We start from the raw sequence: 19,980 nt of genomic DNA, 5'->3' as shown, positions 1-19,980 counted from the left end.
AGAATGAGTGATGCATTTACAGATGTTGCTAAAATGAAGCAAATCAAACAAGATATTAAGGACCATGAGGGGCAGATTGTCGAGTTGACCCTTGAAAATGGTCGTAAGCGTGAGAAGAATAAGCAGGGGCGTATTGTAGAGGTTTATCAGTCTCTCTTTATCGTTGAATTTGAAGATCCAAACAATACCTTTGTGGAATCGTATACTTACTCAGATATTTTGACAGAAAAGATTTTGATTCATTACTTGGATTAGGAATGGGAGCCTGTGATTGCAGGCTTTTTTGTATGATTTATAGTCATTTGAATTAACTTTGATACATCGTCACTTTCGGCTTGCCGTACTCTGCAGAAGTGACTTGCTTTGCAAGTTATATCTCCAACCTAGCACAGCCACTAGGCTGTGCTAGCAACCTGCACCTCAGTTCCTTGTCTGAAAGCTAATTCATTCGACTATAACAAAACGATATATTGACTAAGGTAAAGCGGTGTGTTACAATATTAGTACATAAAAACGTTTTCAATACTGTCTTTTGAGCTAGATAGAAAGGAGTTTATATGGAATTTCAATGGTTTACAGTTCTGGCTCTGTTTGCAGAAGGGCTCTTGTCTTTCTTATCACCCTGTGTTCTGCCCATTCTCCCTATCTACATTGGTTTGTTGGCAGGTGGAGCTGAGGGGAAAGAGGGAGAGAAGAAGGTTCTCGTAAATACGCTAAGTTTTGTAGTTGGGATTGCTCTGACCTTCTTCTTATTGGGATTTGCCTCTAGTTTGCTGAGCAGGGTCTTACAAGCAAATGCTCAAGTCTTGCAGATTATTAGTGGTCTATTGATTGTTCTGATGGGAATTTTGCAGTTGGGTTGGTTCAATATTCCCATGTTAGAGCGTGAATTTTCTGCTAAAAATAAGGTGTACCAAGCAGGGAAACAGGTCACTCCATATCTAGCTTTCCTGATGGGTTTTACCTTTAGTTTTTCTTGGACTCCATGTATAGGACCTATTCTGGCATCTGTTTTTATTTATGCTAGCAGTCAGCAGGGTTGGTTGAGCGGTATCTTGCTGTTGGTCTATTGTCTTGGCTTTATTCTTCCCTTTATTTTGGTTGCCTTCTTTTCTCAGAAAATGTTGGCCTTCTTCAAGAATAATCGGCACTATTTGGCTTGGACTAAGCGTATTTCAGGCTATTTATTGCTCTTGATAGGCTTGAGTATTTTAACAGGTTTCTTCCAACATCTTGTGCGTTTTTTCCAGTAGGATAGAAAGGATTTATTTATGAAAAAGTTGGTATCAATTGTCGTTTGCTTACTTGTTTCTTGCTTTGTTTTGACTGCCTGCTCTCTCTTACCATTGGTCAGTCCGTCTTCTACTGAGTCGACTTTACAGGTCAATCAACCAGTCACGCTAGATTTTTCCCTAAAGGATAAGGATGGAAATGATGTCAATCTGGCGGATTACAAGGGGAAAAAGATTTATATCAATGTTTGGGCGACCTGGTGTGGTCCTTGTCAGAGAGAAATCCCAGAATTGGAGGAAGTTTACCAAGAGTACAAGGATAAGGAAGATTATGTTTTCTTGTCTATCACGTCACCTAAGGATGCTGAGTTTGCGAATACCAATCCTGCGGATGTGAGCAAGGATGAGATCTTGGAGAAGGCCAGTGAGTTAGGAGCGACCTACCCAGTCTTATTTGATACCAAAGATCAGGCGATGACACATTTTGGTATTGCTGCTTTTCCGACACATATTCTCATCAATAGTGATGGAACCCTCAAGGTTTCTTTTGCAGGACAGGTTCAAAAGGATAAGCTGGTTGAATTATTGGAAGAAATGCAATAAGAACGATGAAAAAGGCTTTACAGAGCCTTTTTTTTGTGCTATACTAACCTTTGTGCGAAATAACAGCAGGGCAAAATGAAGCTCGTCAACAGAAGGTCAGCAAGAAGAGTAATCGTTGCTGTTTCGATGAAGGCCTCCTGCACGAATCAGGTTTGCTTAAAACGTTATTTCCTACAGACAAGTCTTTTTGTTTCCTTTTAGTACTAGGCAAGGAGGTGCAGGCTATACTGAGGTATGCCAAGCCGACTTAACGACGTAATAAAAGAGAAACGAAATGACGGAAATTTTTATTTTTAGGAGGACATAACACATGTCACGTTATACAGGACCATCTTGGAAACAAGCTCGTCGTCTTGGCTTGTCATTGACAGGTACAGGTAAAGAATTGGCACGTCGTAACTACGTACCAGGTCAACACGGACCAAACAACCGTTCTAAATTGTCAGAATACGGTTTGCAATTGGCTGAGAAACAAAAATTGCGTTTCTCTTACGGTTTGGGTGAAAAACAATTCCGTAACTTGTTCGTACAAGCTACTAAAATCAAACAAGGTACTCTTGGTTTCAACTTCATGCTTCTTTTAGAGCGTCGTTTGGACAACGTTGTTTACCGTCTTGGTTTGGCAACTACTCGTCGTCAAGCACGTCAATTCGTAAACCACGGTCACATCCTTGTTGACGGCAAACGCGTTGACATCCCTTCATACCGCGTTGAAGTTGGTCAAGTGATCTCAGTTCGTGAGAAGTCAATCAAAGTTCCAGCTATCCTTGAAGCTGTTGAAGCAACTCTTGGACGTCCAGCTTTCGTATCATTCGATGCTGAAAAGCTTGAAGGTTCATTGACTCGCTTGCCAGAACGCGACGAAATCAACCCAGAAATCAACGAAGCTCTTGTCGTAGAATTCTACAACAAAATGCTCTAAGATTTGTATTGATATTTTAAAAGCCCTATTTACAAGGGCTTTTTGTCTGTATTTTAGGAGGGATTATGTGGCGTAAGTATTTTTTGCTAGTGCTAATAGCTATTTTGGTCGTAGGTGGGGCCTTCTTTCTATCTCAATCAGCGACTACGCCAAATGAATCAGACTATGTGAAGGCTGTAAAGAGTTACCAGACTATTTCGATAGATGAAGTGGAGCAAAAGGTCCAAGACGAGGAAGAATTTATATTATACATAGGTCGTGAGACATGCCCTTATTGTCGTGATTTTGTTCCGAAATTAACAGAGGCAGTAGAGCAATCACGTGCGACTATCTACTATTTGGATAGCGAGTCGGATCCGAGTGGAAAAATACAACAATTTCGACAGAGTCAAGGTCTTGCTACGGTTCCTAGCTTAACCTATTATAAATCGGGTAAATTATCTGGAATACTTCGTAAAGGGAGTCAGGCAACAATTTCCGAAATAGCAAGCTTTTTAGCTCTTCAAGGGTGGTAAATAATTTTTATTAATGTATGATTTGAATTCTATGCATTTATATTATTGTGAAAAATGTTTCAAAACAGATTGAAAAACATTTCACAATCTTGTATAATACTAATATCAGATAAAAATTGGAGGTTTATCATGAAAAAGAAAGCTTGGTTAGGCTTATTATTGAGTCTACTTGCTGTTGTGTTTTTAGTGGCATGTGGAGGCAAGTCTGAAAAGACAGCTACATCTTCATCATCTACGACCTCTTCTTCATCAGAAGAAGCTGTTTCAGGTGCATCTGAGAAAGTTTATACAGATCCATCTGAGTTGAAAGATAGCTACGATGTTATCGTTGTTGGTTCAGGTGGTGCAGGTATGTCGGCAGCTATCTCAGCTAAAGATGCTGGTGCTAGTGTTGTTTTGTTAGAGAAAATGCCTGTTATCGGTGGTAATACGGCTAAATCATCAGCTGGTATGAATGCTTCACAAACCAAATTCCAAGAAGCGGAAGGTATTGCTGATTCAAACGATAAATTCTATGAAGAAACACTTAAAGGTGGTAAAGGAACAAATGATCCGGAATTACTTCGTTACCTTGTAGATAACTCAGCTGGTGCAATTGACTGGTTGGATGGAATGGGGATTACTCTTAGCAACCTAACTACAACTGGTGGTATGAGCGAGAAACGTACCCACCGTCCTGCAGATGGTTCAGCTGTCGGTGGCTACTTGGTAAATGGTCTTTACCACAATCTTGTTGAACGTGAAGTACCAATTTTTGTCAATGCAGATGTTACAAAACTCCAAGACAAGGATGGGGCTGTGACAGGTGTTGAAGTGAAGATTGCTGGTGAAACTAAGAAAATCTCAGCTAAAGCAGTTGTATTGGCGACTGGTGGTTTCGGTGCAGATTTGGAAATGGTTGCTAAATTAAACCCAGCATTGAAAGGTTATGTTACAACCAACCAAGAAGGTTCAACAGGTGACGGTATTGCACTTGCTGAATCAGAAGGTGCAGCAACTGTTGATATGGAACAAATCCAAATTCACCCAAGTGTTGAGCAAGAAACTTCTTACTTGATTACAGAAGCAGTTCGTGGCGAAGGTGCTATCCTTGTCAACTCAAAAGGTGAGCGTTTTGTTAACGAATTGGAAACTCGTGATAAAGTTTCTGCGGCTATCAATAGTTTGGATCCAAACTACGCTTATGTTATCTTTGATGATGCCTTGAAAGATCGTGTGAAGGCTATTGCTCAGTATGAAGAAAAAGGTCTTGTAAAAACGGGTGCTACTCTTGCGGATTTGGCTAAAGAAATTGGTGTACCTGCGGATGCTCTTCAAACAACACTTGATACTTGGAACAAGGCTGTGGCAGACAAAAATGATGCGGCATTTGGTCGTACATCAGGTATGGACCATGCTTTGAATACTGGTTCTTACCATGCGATTAAAGTTGCACCTGGTGTCCACCATACAATGGGTGGTGTGAAAATCAATACCAATACTGAAGTATTGAAAACAGACGGTTCAGCAATTTCAGGTCTTTATGCTGCTGGTGAGGTAACTGGTGGTGTTCATGGTCAAAACCGTATCGGTGGTAATGCAGTAGCAGACATCATCGTATTTGGTCGTCAGGCTGGCGAACAAGCAGCAGGATTTGCTAAGAAATAAATTGTAGATACAAGAGGCTCGGCAGAAAGATGGTCGAGCTTCTTTTTCTTGTCCCTCTATCTCTAAGATGATATACTTTTAAGGTATGAAGAAGAAAATAGTATTATTGTTAGGAGCTATTGTAGTCATTGTTTTGATTTGGTCTGCTATTGCTGGTCAGCGTCAGCAATCCTATGCCGAGGCTGAATTAAGAGACCAGGATAAAATCTGGATTATCACTGATTTGCATTATTTATCACAGGATTTATTTGATGATGGAGAGGCTTTTTCCTATATAGAAAAAACAGCTGCTGGCAAGGATTTACGTTATGGAAAAGAGCGGATGGAGGCTTTGGTTGAGCAGGTTGAGCGTGAACATCCTTCCTTGTTACTAGTCAGTGGAGATTTGACTCTAAACGGTGAAAAGCATAGCATGGTTGAGTTGGCGCAATACTTTACACGCATGGAAGAACATGGAACGGAAGTTTTGGTGATTCCTGGTAACCATGATGTTGCCAGTGGATGGGCTAGGGCCTTTAAGGGAGACCAGCAGATAGTGACGGATCAGGTCACTGCTCAGCAATTTGCAGAGCTATTTGTCAATCACGGTTATCAACAAGCTAGCAGTCGTGACAAAGCCTCATTGAGCTACCTGGCCAAACCATTTTCCAATGCTTGGTTTCTGATGATAGACAGCAACATCTACTCTGACAGCTACGGAAAAGGAGCTCCTCCAACCAATGGACGTATCAAAAAAGAGACCCTAGAATGGATAGAAGTTCAGCTTCAGGCAGCCAAGGAAGCTGGAGTGAGCCTGATACCTGTTGTCCATCACAATGTCTTGCAACAGCATGCCATGCTGACAAAAGGCTATACTTTGGATAATGCTGCCGATTTGAAGACCTTGTTCAATCAATATGGGATTCATTTTGGTTTTTCAGGGCACACTCATTCTCAGAATATTGTTAAGGAAGACTTGGGACAAGTTAACTATACAGAGGTGGTCAATGGAGCATTTTCTATTTATCCAGCTATTATCGGTCAATTGAGCCTTGATGATACAAGTATTCACTATCAAAAAACTCAACTTGATATGGCTTCGTGGACAGAAAAGCACCAACCTAGTGATCCAAATTTGAAGGATCACGTTACCTACTTACAAACTGTCTTTGACAATACCAGTGACATCATGGTCCACAATGTGTTAAACGATGAGCGTTGGTATGATGGGGAGACGGCAGATGCTATTTCACAATTTATCATGCCGGCCAACCGTGCTTATTTTTCAGGAGAAAAACTAGATCAGACTTGGCTAGATGAGAAGGTATTTCCAAGCCAGACTTATCAGACCTTGCAAGCAGCATCACCGAGAAGTTTCTTGGCTGATTATCTTGATGTGATTATAAAACGGAGCCAAAGTCGAGATGTGGAAAAACTAGAAATTACCACCAAAAACTGATAATAGTTATCCACAGAAACACAAAGAAATCCACAACTTATCCACAGCTTGTGAATAAGTTTGTTTTTGAAAATAATTGTGCTCTGCAACTTTCCTGAAAATATGATAAAATAGTAACAAATTGTGTCAAATGGAGAGAAAGATGACCTTACTAAGCATTGCTATTCCGAGTTATAATTCGGAGGCCTACCTTCATTACTGCGTTCATTCCCTTGTGATGGGTGGTGATAAGGTTGAAATTCTGATTATTAACGATGGTTCGACCGATCGGACTCAGGAAATTGCAGAGGGACTTGCTAATCAATTTTCGAATGTACGAGCTATTTATCAAGAGAATAAGGGCCATGGCGGAGCTGTTAATACAGGGATACGTGAGGCTAAGGGTAAGTACTTTAAAGTTGTAGATTCAGATGACTGGGTCGATACCAGGGCCTATTTGAAGATCCTAGAGAGTTTGCAGGCTTTGGAAGATGAAAATACGCCAGTTGATGCCTTTATCTCCAACTTTGTTTATGAAAAAGAGGGACAATCTCGCAAAAAATCCATGTCTTATCAGGATGTTTTACCAGAAAATCGGATTTTTGGCTGGGAAGATGTGGGGGCATTTTCCAAGGGGCAATACATGATGATGCATTCCTTGATTTACAGGACAGATTTGCTACGGGAGGTTGGTCTTGTTCTGCCAGAGCATACTTTCTATGTGGATAATATTTTCGTATTTACCCCCTTACAAGCAGTGAAAACGATGTACTATCTTCCAGTCGATTTTTATCGTTACTTTATTGGGCGAAATGACCAGTCTGTCAATGAATCCGTCATGATTAAGCGCATTGACCAGCAGTTAAAAGTCAATCGAATCTTGGTAGATAATTTGGACTTGGAGGCGATTGACAATCCTGATTTGCGAAGTTACCTACTCAATCATGTGGAAATTACGACCATTATCTCCTGTGCCCTTCTCAATCGTGCTGGAACAGCTGAGCATATGATGAAGAAGCAGGAACTATGGCATTATATTCGTGATAATAATCCTGCTCTATTTAAAATTGTTCGAAAAGGGTTACTTGGGCAATTAACCAACCTTTACGGTTACCCAGGTCGAAAAATTTCCAATGCCGTCTATAAAATCGCTAAAAGAATTTATGGTTTTAACTAAAACTCAGTTTCGGCTGAGTTTTTCTGTTATAATAAGGAATACGAAAAGCGTTTACAAAGGAGAAGATAAATGCAAAGATTAGGACAAACAGGTCTAGAAGTTTCACGAATTGGTCTAGGTTGTATGCGAATGGCTAGTCTGACAGAGCAGGAAACTGCTAAAGTGTTAGATACAGTCGTTGGACAGGGAATCAACTTTTTTGATCATGCGGATATTTATGGTGGTGGTGAATCAGAAATCCGTTTTGCTCAGGGGGCAAAATTGGCGGGATTGAAACGTGAGGACCTGCTTCTCCAATCAAAATGTGGCATTCGTAAAGGTTATTTTGATTTCTCAAAAGAGTATATTTTGGAATCTGTGGATGGGATTTTGAAGCGCTTGGATACGGAATATTTAGACGTTCTCGCCTTACACCGTCCAGATGCTCTAATGGAGGCAGAGGAAGTGGCAGAAGCCTTTTATCTCTTGAAAAAAGCAGGGAGGGTTCATCATTTTGGCGTCAGCAACCAAAACATTTACCAAATGGAGTTATTACAGTCCTATCTCGATCAACCGCTTGCAGTTAATCAATTGCAGCTCTCTCCAGCCCACACGCCTTTGATTGATGCTGGACTACATGTCAATATGAAAGATGATGCTGCGACTATGCGTGATGGTGGGCTGATTGATTATTGCCAGCTTAAAAAAATCACTATCCAAGCCTGGTCTCCTTTCTTGATTGATTTGCAACGAGGTATTTTTGCTAACCATCCTGACTATGCTCTTTTAAATCAAACGATTGGGGAAATAGCAGAGCGATACAATGTTTCACATGAAACAATTGTGGTAGCTTGGATTTTGCGTCATCCAGCAAAGATTCAAACCATAGTTGGGTCCATGAATCCAGATCGTTTGACAAAGATTGCCCAAGCAAGTGAGATTACTTTGACTAGACCAGAATGGTACGATATTTACAGAAGCGCAGGCAACATCTTGCCCTAGGAGGTACTTATGCAGTGGGAAATAAAATCATTTGACCAACTAAGTTTACAGGAACTTTACGGTATCTTGACACTGAGAGTTGATGTCTTTGTTGTTGAACAGGCCTGTCCCTATCCTGAAGTTGACGGTAAGGATCCAAACTGTCTTCACCTCTTAGGAATGGATAATGGAGAGTTAGTAGCTTACTTGAGAATCTTGCCAGCTGGTCTAAGTTATGATGAAGTTTCCATCGGACGTGTGGTCATCAAGCCAAGCCATCGTGGTAAAGGATTGGGGCGACCAATGATGGAGAAAGCTATCGCTTACATTACAATCGAGTGGAAGGAAAGTCAGATTAAAATCGGTGCCCAAGCCTATTTGGAAAAATTCTATCAATCGCTTGGCTTTAAGCCAGTTTCTGAAGTATATTTGGAGGATGATATTCCGCATTTGGATATGCTATACAGCAAACCAGTCGTTTAAGGCTGGTTTTTCGATTTTTCTCGGCAATTTCCCCCAAAAATCAGTTATTTTATGGTAGAATGAATAGGTATAAAATCAGTAAAAGAGGAAGAATATGAAACGTTCTATGTATGCTGGACGTGTTCGTAAGGAGCATGTCGGACAGGAAATTACTTTGAAAGGTTGGGTTGGCCGCCGTCGTGACTTAGGTGGCCTGATTTTCATTGACTTGCGTGACCGTGAAGGCATTATGCAATTGGTGATTAACCCTGAGTCAGTTGAGGCTGAAGTGATGGCAAAAGCTGAGAGTCTTCGCTCTGAATTCGTTATCGAAGTAACAGGAACGGTTGTTGAGCGTGAGCAAGCTAACGACAATATCCCGACAGGAGCTGTTGAACTGCAAGTAACCAGCTTGACAGTGTTGAACACAGCTAAGACAACTCCATTTGAAATCAAGGATGGCATTGAAGCCAGCGATGACACTCGTCTTCGTTACCGTTATTTGGATCTTCGCCGTCCAGAAATGCTCAACAACTTCAAATTACGTGCAGCGGTAACCCACAGCATTCGCAATTATCTGGATGACTTGGAATTTATCGATGTGGAAACACCAATGTTGACCAAGTCAACACCAGAAGGTGCGCGTGACTACTTGGTGCCTTCTCGTGTGTCAAAAGGTCATTTCTATGCTTTGCCACAAAGTCCACAGATTACTAAGCAGCTTTTGATGAACGCTGGTTTTGACCGTTATTACCAAATCGTTAAGTGTTTCCGTGACGAAGACTTGCGTGGGGACCGCCAACCTGAGTTTACACAGGTGGACTTGGAAACCTCATTCTTGAATGAAGTTGAAATCCAAGACATCGTAGAAGGCTTGATTGCTAAGGTCTTGAAAGATACCAAAGGGATCGATGTGACCTTGCCATTTCCACGTATGTCCTATGACCATGCTATGAACTTCTATGGTTCAGACAAGCCAGATAGTCGTTTTGACATGCTCTTGCAAGACTTGACAGATACTGTCAAGGAAGTTGACTTCAAGGTCTTCTCAGAAGCACCAGTTGTTAAAGCCATTGTGGTCAAGGGTGCGGCGGATAGCTACTCACGTAAAGATATTGATAAATTAACAGACTACGCCAAACAATTTGGTGCTAAGGGACTTGCTTGGGTTAAAGTAGACAAGGGAGAATTAGCGGGCCCAGTTGCTAAGTTCTTGACGGGTATTACAGAAAACTTGACAGCAAGTTTACAACTTGAAGACAAGGACTTGGTTCTCTTTGTAGCAGATGAATTGGAAGTTGCCAACAATACCTTGGGAGCCTTGCGTAATCGCTTGGCTAAAGAACAGGACTTGATTGACGAAAGTAAGTTCAACTTCCTCTGGATTGTAGATTGGCCAATGTTTGAGTGGTCAGAAGAAGAAGGACGTTACATGAGTGCCCACCATCCATTCACCTTGCCAACTGAAGAAACAGCTCATCATTTGGATGGTGATTTGGCGAAGGTGCGTGCAGTTGCCTATGATATTGTCCTAAATGGTTATGAGCTCGGTGGGGGAAGCCTTCGTATCAACCAAAAAGACATGCAAGAACGGATGTTCAAGGCTCTTGGTTTCTCAGCTGAAGATGCGCATGAGCAGTTTGGTTTCTTGCTAGAAGCTATGGACTACGGTTTCCCACCACACGGTGGATTGGCTATCGGGTTGGACCGTTTTGTCATGTTATTGGCTGGTGAGGATAATATCCGTGAAGTGATTGCCTTTCCGAAGAACAACAAGGCATCTGATCCAATGACACAGGCACCAAGTACGGTTGCATCAGCACAATTAGAGGAATTAGCTTTAGATATAACTCTTGAAAATGAATAAATTTTTCAGAAAACAGCGTGTACGCTTCTTAAGAAAGGCCAGAAAGAATAAGTTTTGGTCGGTCATTTTGGGAATTTCTCAGGAAAAATATGCTGAACGGATATCGGGGTCCATTATTTATGGACTCCTATCTAGTATTGCGGTGAATTTTTTCTTTAGACCAGGGAATGTTTATTCGTCTGGAGTTACTGGTCTTGCCCAGATTGTCTCTGCTCTGGCAGCTTCTTACGCTGGTTGGAATGTACCGATTGCGGTGGTCTATTACGGTCTGAACATCCCCTTGCTTATCTTAGCTTGGTATAAAATTGGTTATAAATTTACTATCTTTACCTTTATTACGGTATCCTTCAGTTCTTTCTTTATCCAATTTATGCCGCCAGTTACCCTGACGACAGACCCTTTAGTCAATGCTATTTTTGGCGGTCTCATGCTGGGAACTGGGATTGGATTTGCGCTTAGGAACAATGTATCTAGTGGTGGTACTGATATTGTCTCTATTATTATTCGCAAGAAGACGGGACGTCAAGTTGGCTCCATTTCCTTAATTGTCAACATTATGATTATGTTGATTGCAGGGATGACCTTTGGCTGGCAATATGCCCTGTATTCAATGGTTGCGCTGTTTATCTCCAGCCGCATGACGGATGCAATCTATGTCAAGCAAAAGCGGATGCAGGCTATGATTATTACCAATCAACCAGAACGAGTTATCAAAAAAATCCATAAAAAGCTAAATCGCGGTGTAACCATTATCAATGGTGCCGAAGGGGCGTATAATCATGAGCAAAAAACGGTTCTGATTACCATTATCACACGTGCGGAGTTTAGTGAATTTAAGCAAATTATGAAAAAAGCAGATCCTCAAGCCTTTGTATCTGTAGCTGACAACGTCAATATTATTGGTCGGTTTGTGGAAAGTGACTGATTGACAAACACTACATGTAGGAGTAAAATAGTATTTACAGTCTACATGTAGTGTTTTTATTATAAAGAGGAAATGTATGAAGAAGAAAATATATTTGGTTTACATCAGTTTGAGTGGCAATACAGAGAGTTTTGTGAAACGTCTAAAGTCTTTTTTCCAATTTCAAACTGACTGGGAGATTGAACTGGTCCATGTTAAAGATTTGGTCAAGCAGGATATTCCTTTCTATCAGCTAGATGCTCCCTTTGTCGCCTTTCTTCCTACCTATCTGGAGGGCGGAAATGGTGTCGATAACGGAGATGTGGAGATTTTGACCAATCCTCTCGGAGATTTTATCGCTTTGGGGACCAATGCAGAGCTCTGTCTGGGTGTCGTTGGCTCTGGCAACCGCAATTTTAACAACCAATATTGTCTGACTGCCAAGCAATATGCTGAGCGATTTAATTTTCCTGTTATAGACACCTTTGAACTCAGAGGGATGCAGAATGACATTGAACGCATTGGTCGGAAGATAATGGAATTGATGTAAAGAGCCTCAACTCAGCTTTATGCTGGGTTGTTTTTTGGTCACACAAAAAAACTCACCAGAGTGACCAGTGAGTTTTAAGGAGATTATGAAAAATATTTAGGATTGACTATAGTATACCTCAGACTATATCGTGTTTCATCGGTCTAAAGTCCTATTTGTCTTCTAAAATGCAAATACTCTGTCCTGCAATCGTGATTTCTTGCTGATCACGCTCTTCGACTGGAGGATAGTTGTAGAGAACTGCCTTATCTTTTTCACGTTCATAGGTAAAGTCGCTATCCGCAAAGTTGATGATAAATTGAATGGTCTTTTCTTCACTTGTTACTTGATAGCGAAGAACATATTCAGTTAACCAGTAGAAATCACAAGTTTCTTGGATACTTTCGTAGTTATCCTGGCTGAGTATTGGATTATTTTTGCGGAAGGTAATTAATTCCTGAATGAACTCGATATGTTCCTTATAACGAATAGCTCGTGTCCAGTCCAGACGGTTGATAAGGTCAGGGACATTGTAAGTATTATCTAATTCATCTTTTGTACGGAAAAATTCCTGCCCGCTGTGAATGAAGGCCATACCCTGAGAAATCAAAATCAGTTGAAGTCCAAAGCTAGCAGCACGTTTCTGCTGTTGAGGTGTCCAGTTTGGATTCTCAATATGGAAATAGTCAAATGCTGTAGCATTATCATGGCATTCGATGTAGTTGAGGGACTGTTGAGGCGTTAAGAAATGGCTTAATCGGCTACCAGTTAGGAGATGTTGTACCTTTTCGTGCAATTGCTTATCTACTAGACGGCTTGGATTGAGCAAGAGTTTCTTAAAGGTATCACGGTAATCGTCATTGAAGAAGCTGATTTCAGGTAACTGCTCTGCATTGTACTGGTGAGCCAGCTTTTCAAATTCGAGGCCTGTTGCCATTTTCCATCCTTCACCATAGAGGTAGACATTTGGGTGAATGGCAGATAATTCAGTTTGAATCTGGTTGATTGTTTCGCTATCTAAAATACCCATAAGGTCGAAACGAAAGCCATCAAAACCATAGAGTTCTAGCCATTGGCGAAGGGATTGTTTGATGTAGTTGCGGACCATACTGCGCTCGCTGGCAACGTCGTTACCGCAGAATGTCCCGTCTGTTCGCATGCCGTGGTCATCATAGCGATAGAAGTAGCCTGGAACGATGAGCTCAAATGCGTACTTTTCAGCATGATAGACGTGGTTGTAAACAACGTCCATAATAACTGAAATATCTGCATCATGGTAGGCCTGGATAGCCTCTTGTAGCTCTAGAATACGTGCGTAAGGATCGTTTGGTTGGCTAGAATAGGAACCTTCTGGCAGATTGTATTGCATAGGGTCGTAGCCCCAGTTGTAAACAGCTTGGGGTTTATTTTCATCCACACTGCCAAAATCATAAACAGGCAATAATTGAATATGGGTAACGCCTAGTTCTCTGATGTAATCCATTCCTAGCTTCATTCCATCCATGGTAGGAGACTCTGTCAATCCGAGAAATTGACTGCGATGCTTGAAACCAGCTTCTTTTTGCCATGAGAAATCACGGACGCTCATTTCATAGATAATGGCCTGAGAGATAGGTCGTTGGGTCTTAGCACGACGAATTTTATGAAGTTTATCTGGATTGATAACGTAGCTGTCACCTGAGTTGGCTGTGGAAGACAGGGCGTAGGGATCGTGAACGGAAATCCATTCACCGTTTACTTTGTGGAGATAGTGATAGCTGTTCGCTTCTAGGTCTCCTTCAACAGTAATTTCCCAAACTCCTTTTGCTCCCTTCGTCATTGCATGTGGTTTTCCTTCTAGAACAAGAAAAACTTGCTTAGAAATAGGTGCCCATAATTTAAAGGTTGTTGCCTCTGGTCGATAGGTTGCTCCCAAGTCTTGCCCATTGTATGTATAACTTTGTTCAAAAAGTGTAGAGCGAACGATATGACCATAGCCGAGTTCAGCTTTATTACGATCCTGGTCGTAGATGGTATAGTCCTTGTCCAATGTCAATGCATGGAGGCTGGTTAGATAATAGATAACGAGATTGTCTACTTCTAGACAGGAATGGATAAAAAGTTGAGACGTAGCATCATTTGATTCAAGTGAGAAGCTCATATGTTCGGAGTCGAATCGTTTTTCCATGACCAAGCGAATAGTTGCTACATCATCAAGGAATGCTTGAAATTGTCGTAATGCCATGAGCCAAAAGGCTCCTTTCTAAGTTAGAGTTCGGTGATGGTATGTGGAATGACACGTCGGTAGCAGACTTGCTTGTCGTCCTTGTTGTCATTGATGATTTGGTGCAGAGTATTGAATGCGACGCGTCCTAGCTTAATAGCGTGGACGTCAACGTAGGCTTCAATATCTAGTTTTGGCTTGACGGAGTCAAAAGAAATGATAGGAAGTTTGACTCCGACTTCGTTGAGATATTTGACAACACCTTCGGCAACGGAAGTGTCGGTTGTGACGATTGCATCCAGGTCTTGTTTGAGTAATTTCTTAGAAATTTTGTAGGCACTGTCTTCGAGAAGGAAGCCAGACACAAACTTGACCTTGTTTTCATCTAGGGGAATATTGTGCGATTTAAGGGCGTTCTTGTAACCAGTATAACGGTCTTGAGATACGACCAACTCTTTGTTACCAGCGACGAAGGCAATGTTTTTGTAACCTTTATTGATGAAGTAGTTGGTAGCTTCAAAGCCGGCCTGGATATTATCATTATCAACTAGTGATATGAATGGAGAATCCGCCTTACCAAGAATGAGGAAGGGGAATTTGTGTTGGATAGCCAATTGTACCAATGGATCGTCGGGCTTGGAATAGAGGAAGATAAGGCCGTCCACTCGTTTGCCGTAGACCATCTGAGAAATCGCTTCTAGACGTTGTTCTTCATTCTTTCCTGTGGAGATTTGGATGGCATAATTATGATCTGCCGCAACTTGAGAAATTCCTCGTAAGGCAGTAGGGAAGAAAGGGTTTTGATAGAAAACATCCGAGTCATCTGGCAAAACCAGTCCGATAACCTGTGTATAGCTAGAAACTAGGCTTCGAGCGTTGAGGTTTGGATGGTAGTTGAGATCCGCCATGGCTTTCCGCACCAAGTCTTTCGTTTTTTGGCTAATGGCAGAGCTATTTTGAATGACACGAGTAACTGTAGATGGCGAGACACCAGCTAATTTAGCCACATCTTTGATGGTTGCACGCATATAGACCTCCTAGATTTCATCTCTGAATTTTGTTTTGAAAAATACCCATAACAAGCATAGCACAAATAGGATGTTTTGTATGGTCAGAAGGGTAGTCACAGGTTGACCAAATAGTCCAATTAGACAGGCTATAAGAGTAGGCAGGCCCAGACAGTTGAGAGCAAAATTATAGCACTCTGCAAACGTTTCAAAATGGAAGAAACGAGACTTTTTAGTCAAAAAGAGGAAGAAGCTGGCTCCTAGTAGGATGAAGAGTAGGTTTGTTGTTAAAATAAAGGTCGAAATAAGAGTGATGGACAGTCCGACAGCTGCTCGGTTGGCTTGATACCATTTTTTAGAGATGGTTGCAGTCAAGGTCTCCTTACTAGCAAAATCGTCAGTATTCAAACCTTCATAAGTCAATTCGCTTAGAATATCACTTCCTTTACGAATAGTCAGAGACTGATTGGCGAATTGATAAGTAAAGTCAGAACTAGAGCTAACGGTATCACCAAATGTCACTTGCTCCCAGTTAGTATTTCCAGTATAGGTTAGGTGGTTGTTTTCGATGACTGCGTGTTGACGGAGGTCATCTACGACCTGATCTGTCAGAGGTGCATAGATACCTTCTACGAAATTTTCTAAAGGATAGGTTTCGAGATTGACAGTCTGTAGGGAGCTCGGAATGAGCAAGAGCGCCACTAAAAAAAGCGTTGTAAACAACCGTTGCCAAAGGTTCATTAGTCTACGATTGGCAAACATATTTCTTGGAGAGAAGATACTAGAAAAATAGGAAAAAGGATATGGGAGCATTCGTTGGACCTTTCATAAATATCAATGTTTCCCCTAAAAAGGGAAAAGGTGGGACAGGGTTATCCCTTGTCACCACCGCTTGTTAAACCAGATACAAAGTTCTTTTGTAGGAAGAAGAATAGGATACTGATAGGGAGGGCAATAAGAATGGCACCTGCCGCAAAGTAGGCAATCTTCATATTCTTCACATCACTGATGAAGGTTTGAAGGCCGACAGCTACAGTATAGAATTCTTTTTCACGAAGCAAGAATTTGGATAGGATGTAATCTCCAAAAGGTCCCATGAAGGCCCAGAGCGCTTGTACAGCAATCATTGGACGAACGAGTGGGAGGACGATTTGCCAGAAACGTCTGAAGTGACCGGCACCGTCTAGTTTTGCAGATTCATCAAGTGAGATTGGCACCGTATCGAAGTAGCCTTTCATGAGCCAAGCGTTCATTGGGATACCACCACCGACATAAAGGAAGATGAGGAACCAGCTTTGGTTGAGCGCATTGAGCATGAGGGCCATAACGAAGAAGGCGGTAAGAGCAGCCATGGTTGGTACCATTTGGATAATCAAGAAGAAGACCAAACTCTGCTTACGAGCGATGAAGTTATAGCGACTATAAGCGTAACCCGCTAGTACCACTATACTTGTTTGAATAACCATTGTCAAGAGAGCAATGATAAGCGTATTGAGGTACCAGGTTCCGTATAGAGTCTCGCTAAAGAGCTTGCTGAAATTGTCTAGTGTAAAGTTGATATTGCTATCCAATTTGAAGGCAACCACGTTACCAGACTTGAAGGCGGACATGATTGTAATCAAGAGAGGATAGATGATGATAACAGACAGAACAATCAGATAGAGATAGGTTAAGGTCTGATTGAGTATGCGTCTAGTTTTTACAGATACTTTCATCTTATACATCCTCCATTTCAAAAGCATTTAGTTTTTTGAAGGCAATCATGGAAATACTGATGACAATCATTGAGATAATCAATGTAACTGCTGCCGCCATTGAGTATTGAGGTGATGTACCTGTGGTTAATTTATAAATCCATGAAATCAAGATGTCAGTTGAACCTGCTCCACCACCGACGCTACCAGGACCACCATTGTTGAAGAGGTAGATGATAGAGAAGTTGTTGAAGTTGAAGGTGTATTGACTGATTAGTGTTGGAGCTGCTACTGCTAAAATCATCGGAAGGGTGATGTTACGGAATTTTTGAATGGCACTTGCACCATCAATGTAAGCAGCTTCATACAAGTCGTTTGGAATGGATTGCAAAATACCCAAGGTCAAAACATAGATATAAGGGAAACCAAGCCAAGCCTGCATCATAATGAGGGCAACTTTAGTCCAGAATGGGTCGGTTTTCCAAGGGATAAGGAAATTATCGATGAATGGTAGGAATTTGCTCAGGAATGGCAATACCTGTGTGTTAATAGCGCCGACACTATCGTTGAACATGTTACTAAAAGTCAAGATAGTTACGAAGGCAGGAACAGCCCATGGGAGCAAGAAGATAACACCGAAGATGCGTTTTCCTTTGATGAATGGCTGATTTGCGATGATGGCTGTCAAGATACCGATAACAATTTGAGCTGTTGAAGCGCAGAGTGCCCAGATAATTGTCCAGCCAAGTACAGAGCCAAATGCGGTACGGAATGTGCTTAGTTTCCAGATGTTTGTAAAGTTGGTAATACCAATCCAATCCAACAATGCGCTTGGTGGCAGGTGTTTGAAGTCGTAGTTTGTAAAGGCGATAAACAATGTAACGACAACTGGGAAGATGATAGCAAAGGTCATCGCAATATATGATGGGATAATCAAGAGATATGGGAAACCATTCTCATAGATGCCTTTTACCATTTCTTTTAATGTGGTAGCTACTGGCATCCCTGAATTCCATCGTTTCGCAGTATCACGTGCATCTTTTAGGTTGAGTGCATAGAAAGCGAGATAGACAACCGTGATAATCAAATGGAAAGAACCGCGAATCAGCATGAATAGTGAATTATCTTGTCCACGAACACTACCGAGGGTAATCAAGTTGCCTAATTCACCAGCTGCAATAGCAATAAAATAAACAAGGAAGGCAAGGGTAACACCCAAAAAGATGTATCCTTTGGCTTTTTGTTTATTGTAGATTTGTCCGAGACCAGGGATCAGGGACAAAAGGAGTGCCTTACCTGGATTTTGTTTCATAGTCATAGTCTCCTTATATAGTTTCTGAATAGATGGTCGATTCTATCTATTCAGTTTATCGTTAAGTAATAAAGTAGACTGGGAGGAACTCCCAGTCCAACTTTAAACTTGACTAGTTGCTGTGTTTTTGAGCAATTTCGTCTGCAATAGCTTTCACAGCGTCTGTTGCAGCAGTTTTAGCGTCTTTTGCACCACTTGCAGCTTCGAAGAGCATGTTACCAGCTGGTGTCCAAACTGAACCCATTTCTGAGATGTTTGGCATTGGTTGAGCTGAAGCGAACTGGTTGATAACTGCAGTTGTCAATTCGTCGTTTTTGCTTACAGCATATTCACGAGCGTCAGTGTTAGCTGGAACTTCGTTTGTAGCGTCGTAAAGTGCTTTTTGTTGGTCTGTAGCAGTCAAGAAGTCAACAAATTTTTGAGCCATTTCTTGGTTTTTAGCGCCTGTAGGAACAACCCACGCTTTACCACCACCGAATGCTGAGTAGTTTTTACCGTTTACAAGAGTTGGGATTGTTGCTACACCATAGTTTACGCCAGCTTCTTTATATGAAGCTGCTTTCCAAGGTCCTTCGATAATAGCAGCTGCTTTACCATCTGTAAATTGAGTGTTAATCAAGTTGTTTGCAGCGGTACCGTCTTGAAGACCTTGAGGCCATTTTTCATACCAAGTTTTAGCGTATTCAATCGCTTTGATGGCACCTTCGTTAGCAAGTCCGATGTCTTTTGGATCAGTACCGTTTTCGCCAAATACGTAGCCACCGTAACCAGCTAGAAGTCCGTAAGTGTAGTAGAAGTTTGTCCAGTCAGCAAGGAAGGCAGTTGTTTTACCAGCTTCTCCTTCGAAGGCGTATTTGCTATCTTTAGCAAGTGTTTCAAGTTCTGCAAATGTCTTAGGAGCTTCAGTCAACAAGTCTTTGTTGTAGTAAAGAACAAGTGTTTCGATAACTGCTGGTGAGCCGTAAACTTTACCACCGTTTGTTACAAGAGCAGTTGTTGTGTCATCTGCTTTGCTATCATCTGCAAGTGTCAATTCAGATAATTGACCTTCAGAACCAAGGCTACCTACACGGTCGTATGGTGCCATCATAACGTCTGGAGCTGAACCAGATTGGTTGTCCAATGACAAGTTATCCAAACCAGTCAAAGCATCACCAGTTTTAACTGTAACAGTCACACCATTTTCTTTTTCGAAGTCAGCTTTGACGTCGTTGATATAAGATTCATAACCTTGGTCAACGTAGACAGTCAATTCTTTGCTACCTTCAGCAGACTTAGATGCCTCTGTTGATGAACCTGAGTTTGAGCAAGCAGCTAAAACAGCAGTTGATGCAGCAAGAAGAGCAACGCTCTTAAGGAGATTGTGTTTCATTTTCTTCCCTCCGAAGATAAATAGTTTTGTGTGACGTCCGCATAGCGCAAACGTTTTCCTAAGTTGACTTCATTATACACCAGATTGAATCCGTTTGCAAGCGTTTTTATAAAAAAAAATTAAAAATTTTTTTGAGTTTTAAAAAACATAAGAATTT

Annotated in this window: 19 protein-coding genes; 13 read left to right on the top strand and 6 right to left on the bottom strand. The window is 41.4% G+C overall.

Going from position 1 to position 19,980, the window contains the following annotated elements; genetic code table 11:
- The first annotated feature begins 3 nt into the window (after window positions 1-3).
- The 13 genes from PHA78_RS12245 to nrdI all read left to right on the top strand — a co-directional run bounded on the left by PHA78_RS12245 (window position 4) and on the right by nrdI (window position 12,256).
- Window positions 4-255, top strand: coding sequence for a Veg family protein (locus tag PHA78_RS12245; RefSeq protein ID WP_002938218.1), 252 nt, complete (start codon window positions 4-6; stop codon window positions 253-255).
- Window positions 256-557: 302 nt separating this feature from the next.
- Window positions 558-1,253: a cytochrome c biogenesis CcdA family protein gene (locus PHA78_RS12240; RefSeq protein ID WP_125070126.1), complete on the top strand. Its 696-nt coding sequence runs from the start codon at window positions 558-560 to the stop codon at window positions 1,251-1,253.
- Between the two features lie 18 nt (window positions 1,254-1,271).
- On the top strand, window positions 1,272-1,835 hold the full coding sequence (locus tag PHA78_RS12235) for a TlpA family protein disulfide reductase (protein ID WP_125064787.1): 564 nt from the start codon (window positions 1,272-1,274) through the stop codon (window positions 1,833-1,835).
- 310 nt (window positions 1,836-2,145) lie between these two features.
- Complete coding sequence (rpsD, locus tag PHA78_RS12230) at window positions 2,146-2,757, top strand: 30S ribosomal protein S4 (RefSeq protein WP_002938227.1); 612 nt, start codon at window positions 2,146-2,148, stop codon at window positions 2,755-2,757.
- 65 nt (window positions 2,758-2,822) lie between these two features.
- Window positions 2,823-3,272 carry a thiol reductase thioredoxin gene (locus PHA78_RS12225; protein WP_024377573.1) on the top strand — a complete coding sequence of 150 codons (450 nt, stop codon included), beginning with the start codon at window positions 2,823-2,825 and terminating at the stop codon, window positions 3,270-3,272.
- A 129-nt stretch (window positions 3,273-3,401) separates the two neighbouring features.
- A complete protein-coding gene (locus PHA78_RS12220; protein WP_024376006.1) occupies window positions 3,402-4,919 on the top strand; it encodes a flavocytochrome c in 1,518 nt (505 codons plus the stop codon).
- Between the two features lie 85 nt (window positions 4,920-5,004).
- Window positions 5,005-6,357 (top strand): metallophosphoesterase, encoded by a 1,353-nt coding sequence (locus tag PHA78_RS12215; RefSeq protein ID WP_024377574.1) that lies wholly within the window; start codon window positions 5,005-5,007, stop codon window positions 6,355-6,357.
- A 142-nt stretch (window positions 6,358-6,499) separates the two neighbouring features.
- A complete protein-coding gene (locus tag PHA78_RS12210) occupies window positions 6,500-7,513 on the top strand; it encodes a glycosyltransferase family 2 protein (protein WP_024377575.1) in 1,014 nt (337 codons plus the stop codon).
- Window positions 7,514-7,582: 69 nt separating this feature from the next.
- Window positions 7,583-8,494, top strand: coding sequence for an aldo/keto reductase (locus PHA78_RS12205; RefSeq protein ID WP_024377576.1), 912 nt, complete (start codon window positions 7,583-7,585; stop codon window positions 8,492-8,494).
- Window positions 8,495-8,503: 9 nt separating this feature from the next.
- Entirely contained in the window at window positions 8,504-8,956 is a 453-nt protein-coding gene (locus PHA78_RS12200) for a GNAT family N-acetyltransferase (RefSeq protein WP_024418382.1), read from the top strand.
- A gap of 94 nt (window positions 8,957-9,050) precedes the next feature.
- Entirely contained in the window at window positions 9,051-10,802 is a 1,752-nt protein-coding gene (gene aspS / locus PHA78_RS12195; protein WP_272158299.1) for an aspartate--tRNA ligase, read from the top strand.
- Window positions 10,789-11,727 carry a YitT family protein gene (locus PHA78_RS12190; RefSeq protein WP_029175419.1) on the top strand — a complete coding sequence of 313 codons (939 nt, stop codon included), beginning with the start codon at window positions 10,789-10,791 and terminating at the stop codon, window positions 11,725-11,727. The genes aspS and PHA78_RS12190 overlap by 14 nt, the downstream gene beginning before the upstream one ends.
- A 76-nt stretch (window positions 11,728-11,803) precedes the next feature.
- Window positions 11,804-12,256 (top strand): class Ib ribonucleoside-diphosphate reductase assembly flavoprotein NrdI, encoded by a 453-nt coding sequence (nrdI, locus tag PHA78_RS12185; RefSeq protein ID WP_009911016.1) that lies wholly within the window; start codon window positions 11,804-11,806, stop codon window positions 12,254-12,256.
- A 151-nt stretch (window positions 12,257-12,407) separates the two neighbouring features.
- On the opposite strand, the gene pulA is transcribed toward nrdI, so the two are convergent.
- The 6 genes from pulA to PHA78_RS12155 all read right to left on the bottom strand — a co-directional run bounded on the left by pulA (window position 12,408) and on the right by PHA78_RS12155 (window position 19,823).
- Entirely contained in the window at window positions 12,408-14,459 is a 2,052-nt protein-coding gene (gene pulA / locus PHA78_RS12180; RefSeq protein WP_024376013.1) for a type I pullulanase, read from the bottom strand.
- A gap of 23 nt (window positions 14,460-14,482) precedes the next feature.
- Window positions 14,483-15,466, bottom strand: coding sequence for a LacI family DNA-binding transcriptional regulator (locus tag PHA78_RS12175; RefSeq protein ID WP_029996983.1), 984 nt, complete (start codon window positions 15,464-15,466; stop codon window positions 14,483-14,485).
- A 9-nt stretch (window positions 15,467-15,475) separates the two neighbouring features.
- Window positions 15,476-16,186 (bottom strand): integral membrane protein, encoded by a 711-nt coding sequence (locus PHA78_RS12170; RefSeq protein WP_015445375.1) that lies wholly within the window; start codon window positions 16,184-16,186, stop codon window positions 15,476-15,478.
- A 131-nt stretch (window positions 16,187-16,317) separates the two neighbouring features.
- On the bottom strand, window positions 16,318-17,160 hold the full coding sequence (locus PHA78_RS12165) for a sugar ABC transporter permease (RefSeq protein WP_002941891.1): 843 nt from the start codon (window positions 17,158-17,160) through the stop codon (window positions 16,318-16,320).
- 1 nt (window position 17,161) lies between these two features.
- On the bottom strand, window positions 17,162-18,457 hold the full coding sequence (locus tag PHA78_RS12160; protein ID WP_009911009.1) for a sugar ABC transporter permease: 1,296 nt from the start codon (window positions 18,455-18,457) through the stop codon (window positions 17,162-17,164).
- A 106-nt stretch (window positions 18,458-18,563) separates the two neighbouring features.
- Entirely contained in the window at window positions 18,564-19,823 is a 1,260-nt protein-coding gene (locus tag PHA78_RS12155; RefSeq protein ID WP_002941908.1) for an extracellular solute-binding protein, read from the bottom strand.
- Between the last annotated feature and the right edge of the window lie 157 nt (window positions 19,824-19,980).

This window comes from Streptococcus sp. HN38, from assembly GCF_028335765.1.
GTDB classification, from domain to species: domain Bacteria; phylum Bacillota; class Bacilli; order Lactobacillales; family Streptococcaceae; genus Streptococcus; species Streptococcus suis_P.
Note: the sequence above shows the minus strand (reverse complement) of the source record. Positions and strands in the feature narration are given on the sequence as shown.

Bases quoted from the DNA above. Each gene is read 5' to 3' on its own strand.
- PHA78_RS12245 (WP_002938218.1), top strand. From the start codon at position 4: ATGAGTGATGCATTTACAGATGTTGCTAAAATGAAGCAAATCAAACAA.
- PHA78_RS12240 (WP_125070126.1), top strand. From the start codon at position 558: ATGGAATTTCAATGGTTTACAGTTCTGGCTCTGTTTGCAGAAGGGCTC.
- PHA78_RS12235 (WP_125064787.1), top strand. From the start codon at position 1,272: ATGAAAAAGTTGGTATCAATTGTCGTTTGCTTACTTGTTTCTTGCTTT.
- rpsD (WP_002938227.1), top strand. From the start codon at position 2,146: ATGTCACGTTATACAGGACCATCTTGGAAACAAGCTCGTCGTCTTGGC.
- PHA78_RS12225 (WP_024377573.1), top strand. From the start codon at position 2,823: ATGTGGCGTAAGTATTTTTTGCTAGTGCTAATAGCTATTTTGGTCGTA.
- PHA78_RS12220 (WP_024376006.1), top strand. From the start codon at position 3,402: ATGAAAAAGAAAGCTTGGTTAGGCTTATTATTGAGTCTACTTGCTGTT.
- PHA78_RS12215 (WP_024377574.1), top strand. From the start codon at position 5,005: ATGAAGAAGAAAATAGTATTATTGTTAGGAGCTATTGTAGTCATTGTT.
- PHA78_RS12210 (WP_024377575.1), top strand. From the start codon at position 6,500: ATGACCTTACTAAGCATTGCTATTCCGAGTTATAATTCGGAGGCCTAC.
- PHA78_RS12205 (WP_024377576.1), top strand. From the start codon at position 7,583: ATGCAAAGATTAGGACAAACAGGTCTAGAAGTTTCACGAATTGGTCTA.
- PHA78_RS12200 (WP_024418382.1), top strand. From the start codon at position 8,504: ATGCAGTGGGAAATAAAATCATTTGACCAACTAAGTTTACAGGAACTT.
- aspS (WP_272158299.1), top strand. From the start codon at position 9,051: ATGAAACGTTCTATGTATGCTGGACGTGTTCGTAAGGAGCATGTCGGA.
- nrdI (WP_009911016.1), top strand. From the start codon at position 11,804: ATGAAGAAGAAAATATATTTGGTTTACATCAGTTTGAGTGGCAATACA.
- pulA (WP_024376013.1), bottom strand. From the start codon at position 14,459: ATGGCATTACGACAATTTCAAGCATTCCTTGATGATGTAGCAACTATT.
- PHA78_RS12175 (WP_029996983.1), bottom strand. From the start codon at position 15,466: ATGCGTGCAACCATCAAAGATGTGGCTAAATTAGCTGGTGTCTCGCCA.
- PHA78_RS12170 (WP_015445375.1), bottom strand. From the start codon at position 16,186: ATGAACCTTTGGCAACGGTTGTTTACAACGCTTTTTTTAGTGGCGCTC.
- PHA78_RS12165 (WP_002941891.1), bottom strand. From the start codon at position 17,160: ATGAAAGTATCTGTAAAAACTAGACGCATACTCAATCAGACCTTAACC.
- PHA78_RS12160 (WP_009911009.1), bottom strand. From the start codon at position 18,457: ATGACTATGAAACAAAATCCAGGTAAGGCACTCCTTTTGTCCCTGATC.
- PHA78_RS12155 (WP_002941908.1), bottom strand. From the start codon at position 19,823: ATGAAACACAATCTCCTTAAGAGCGTTGCTCTTCTTGCTGCATCAACT.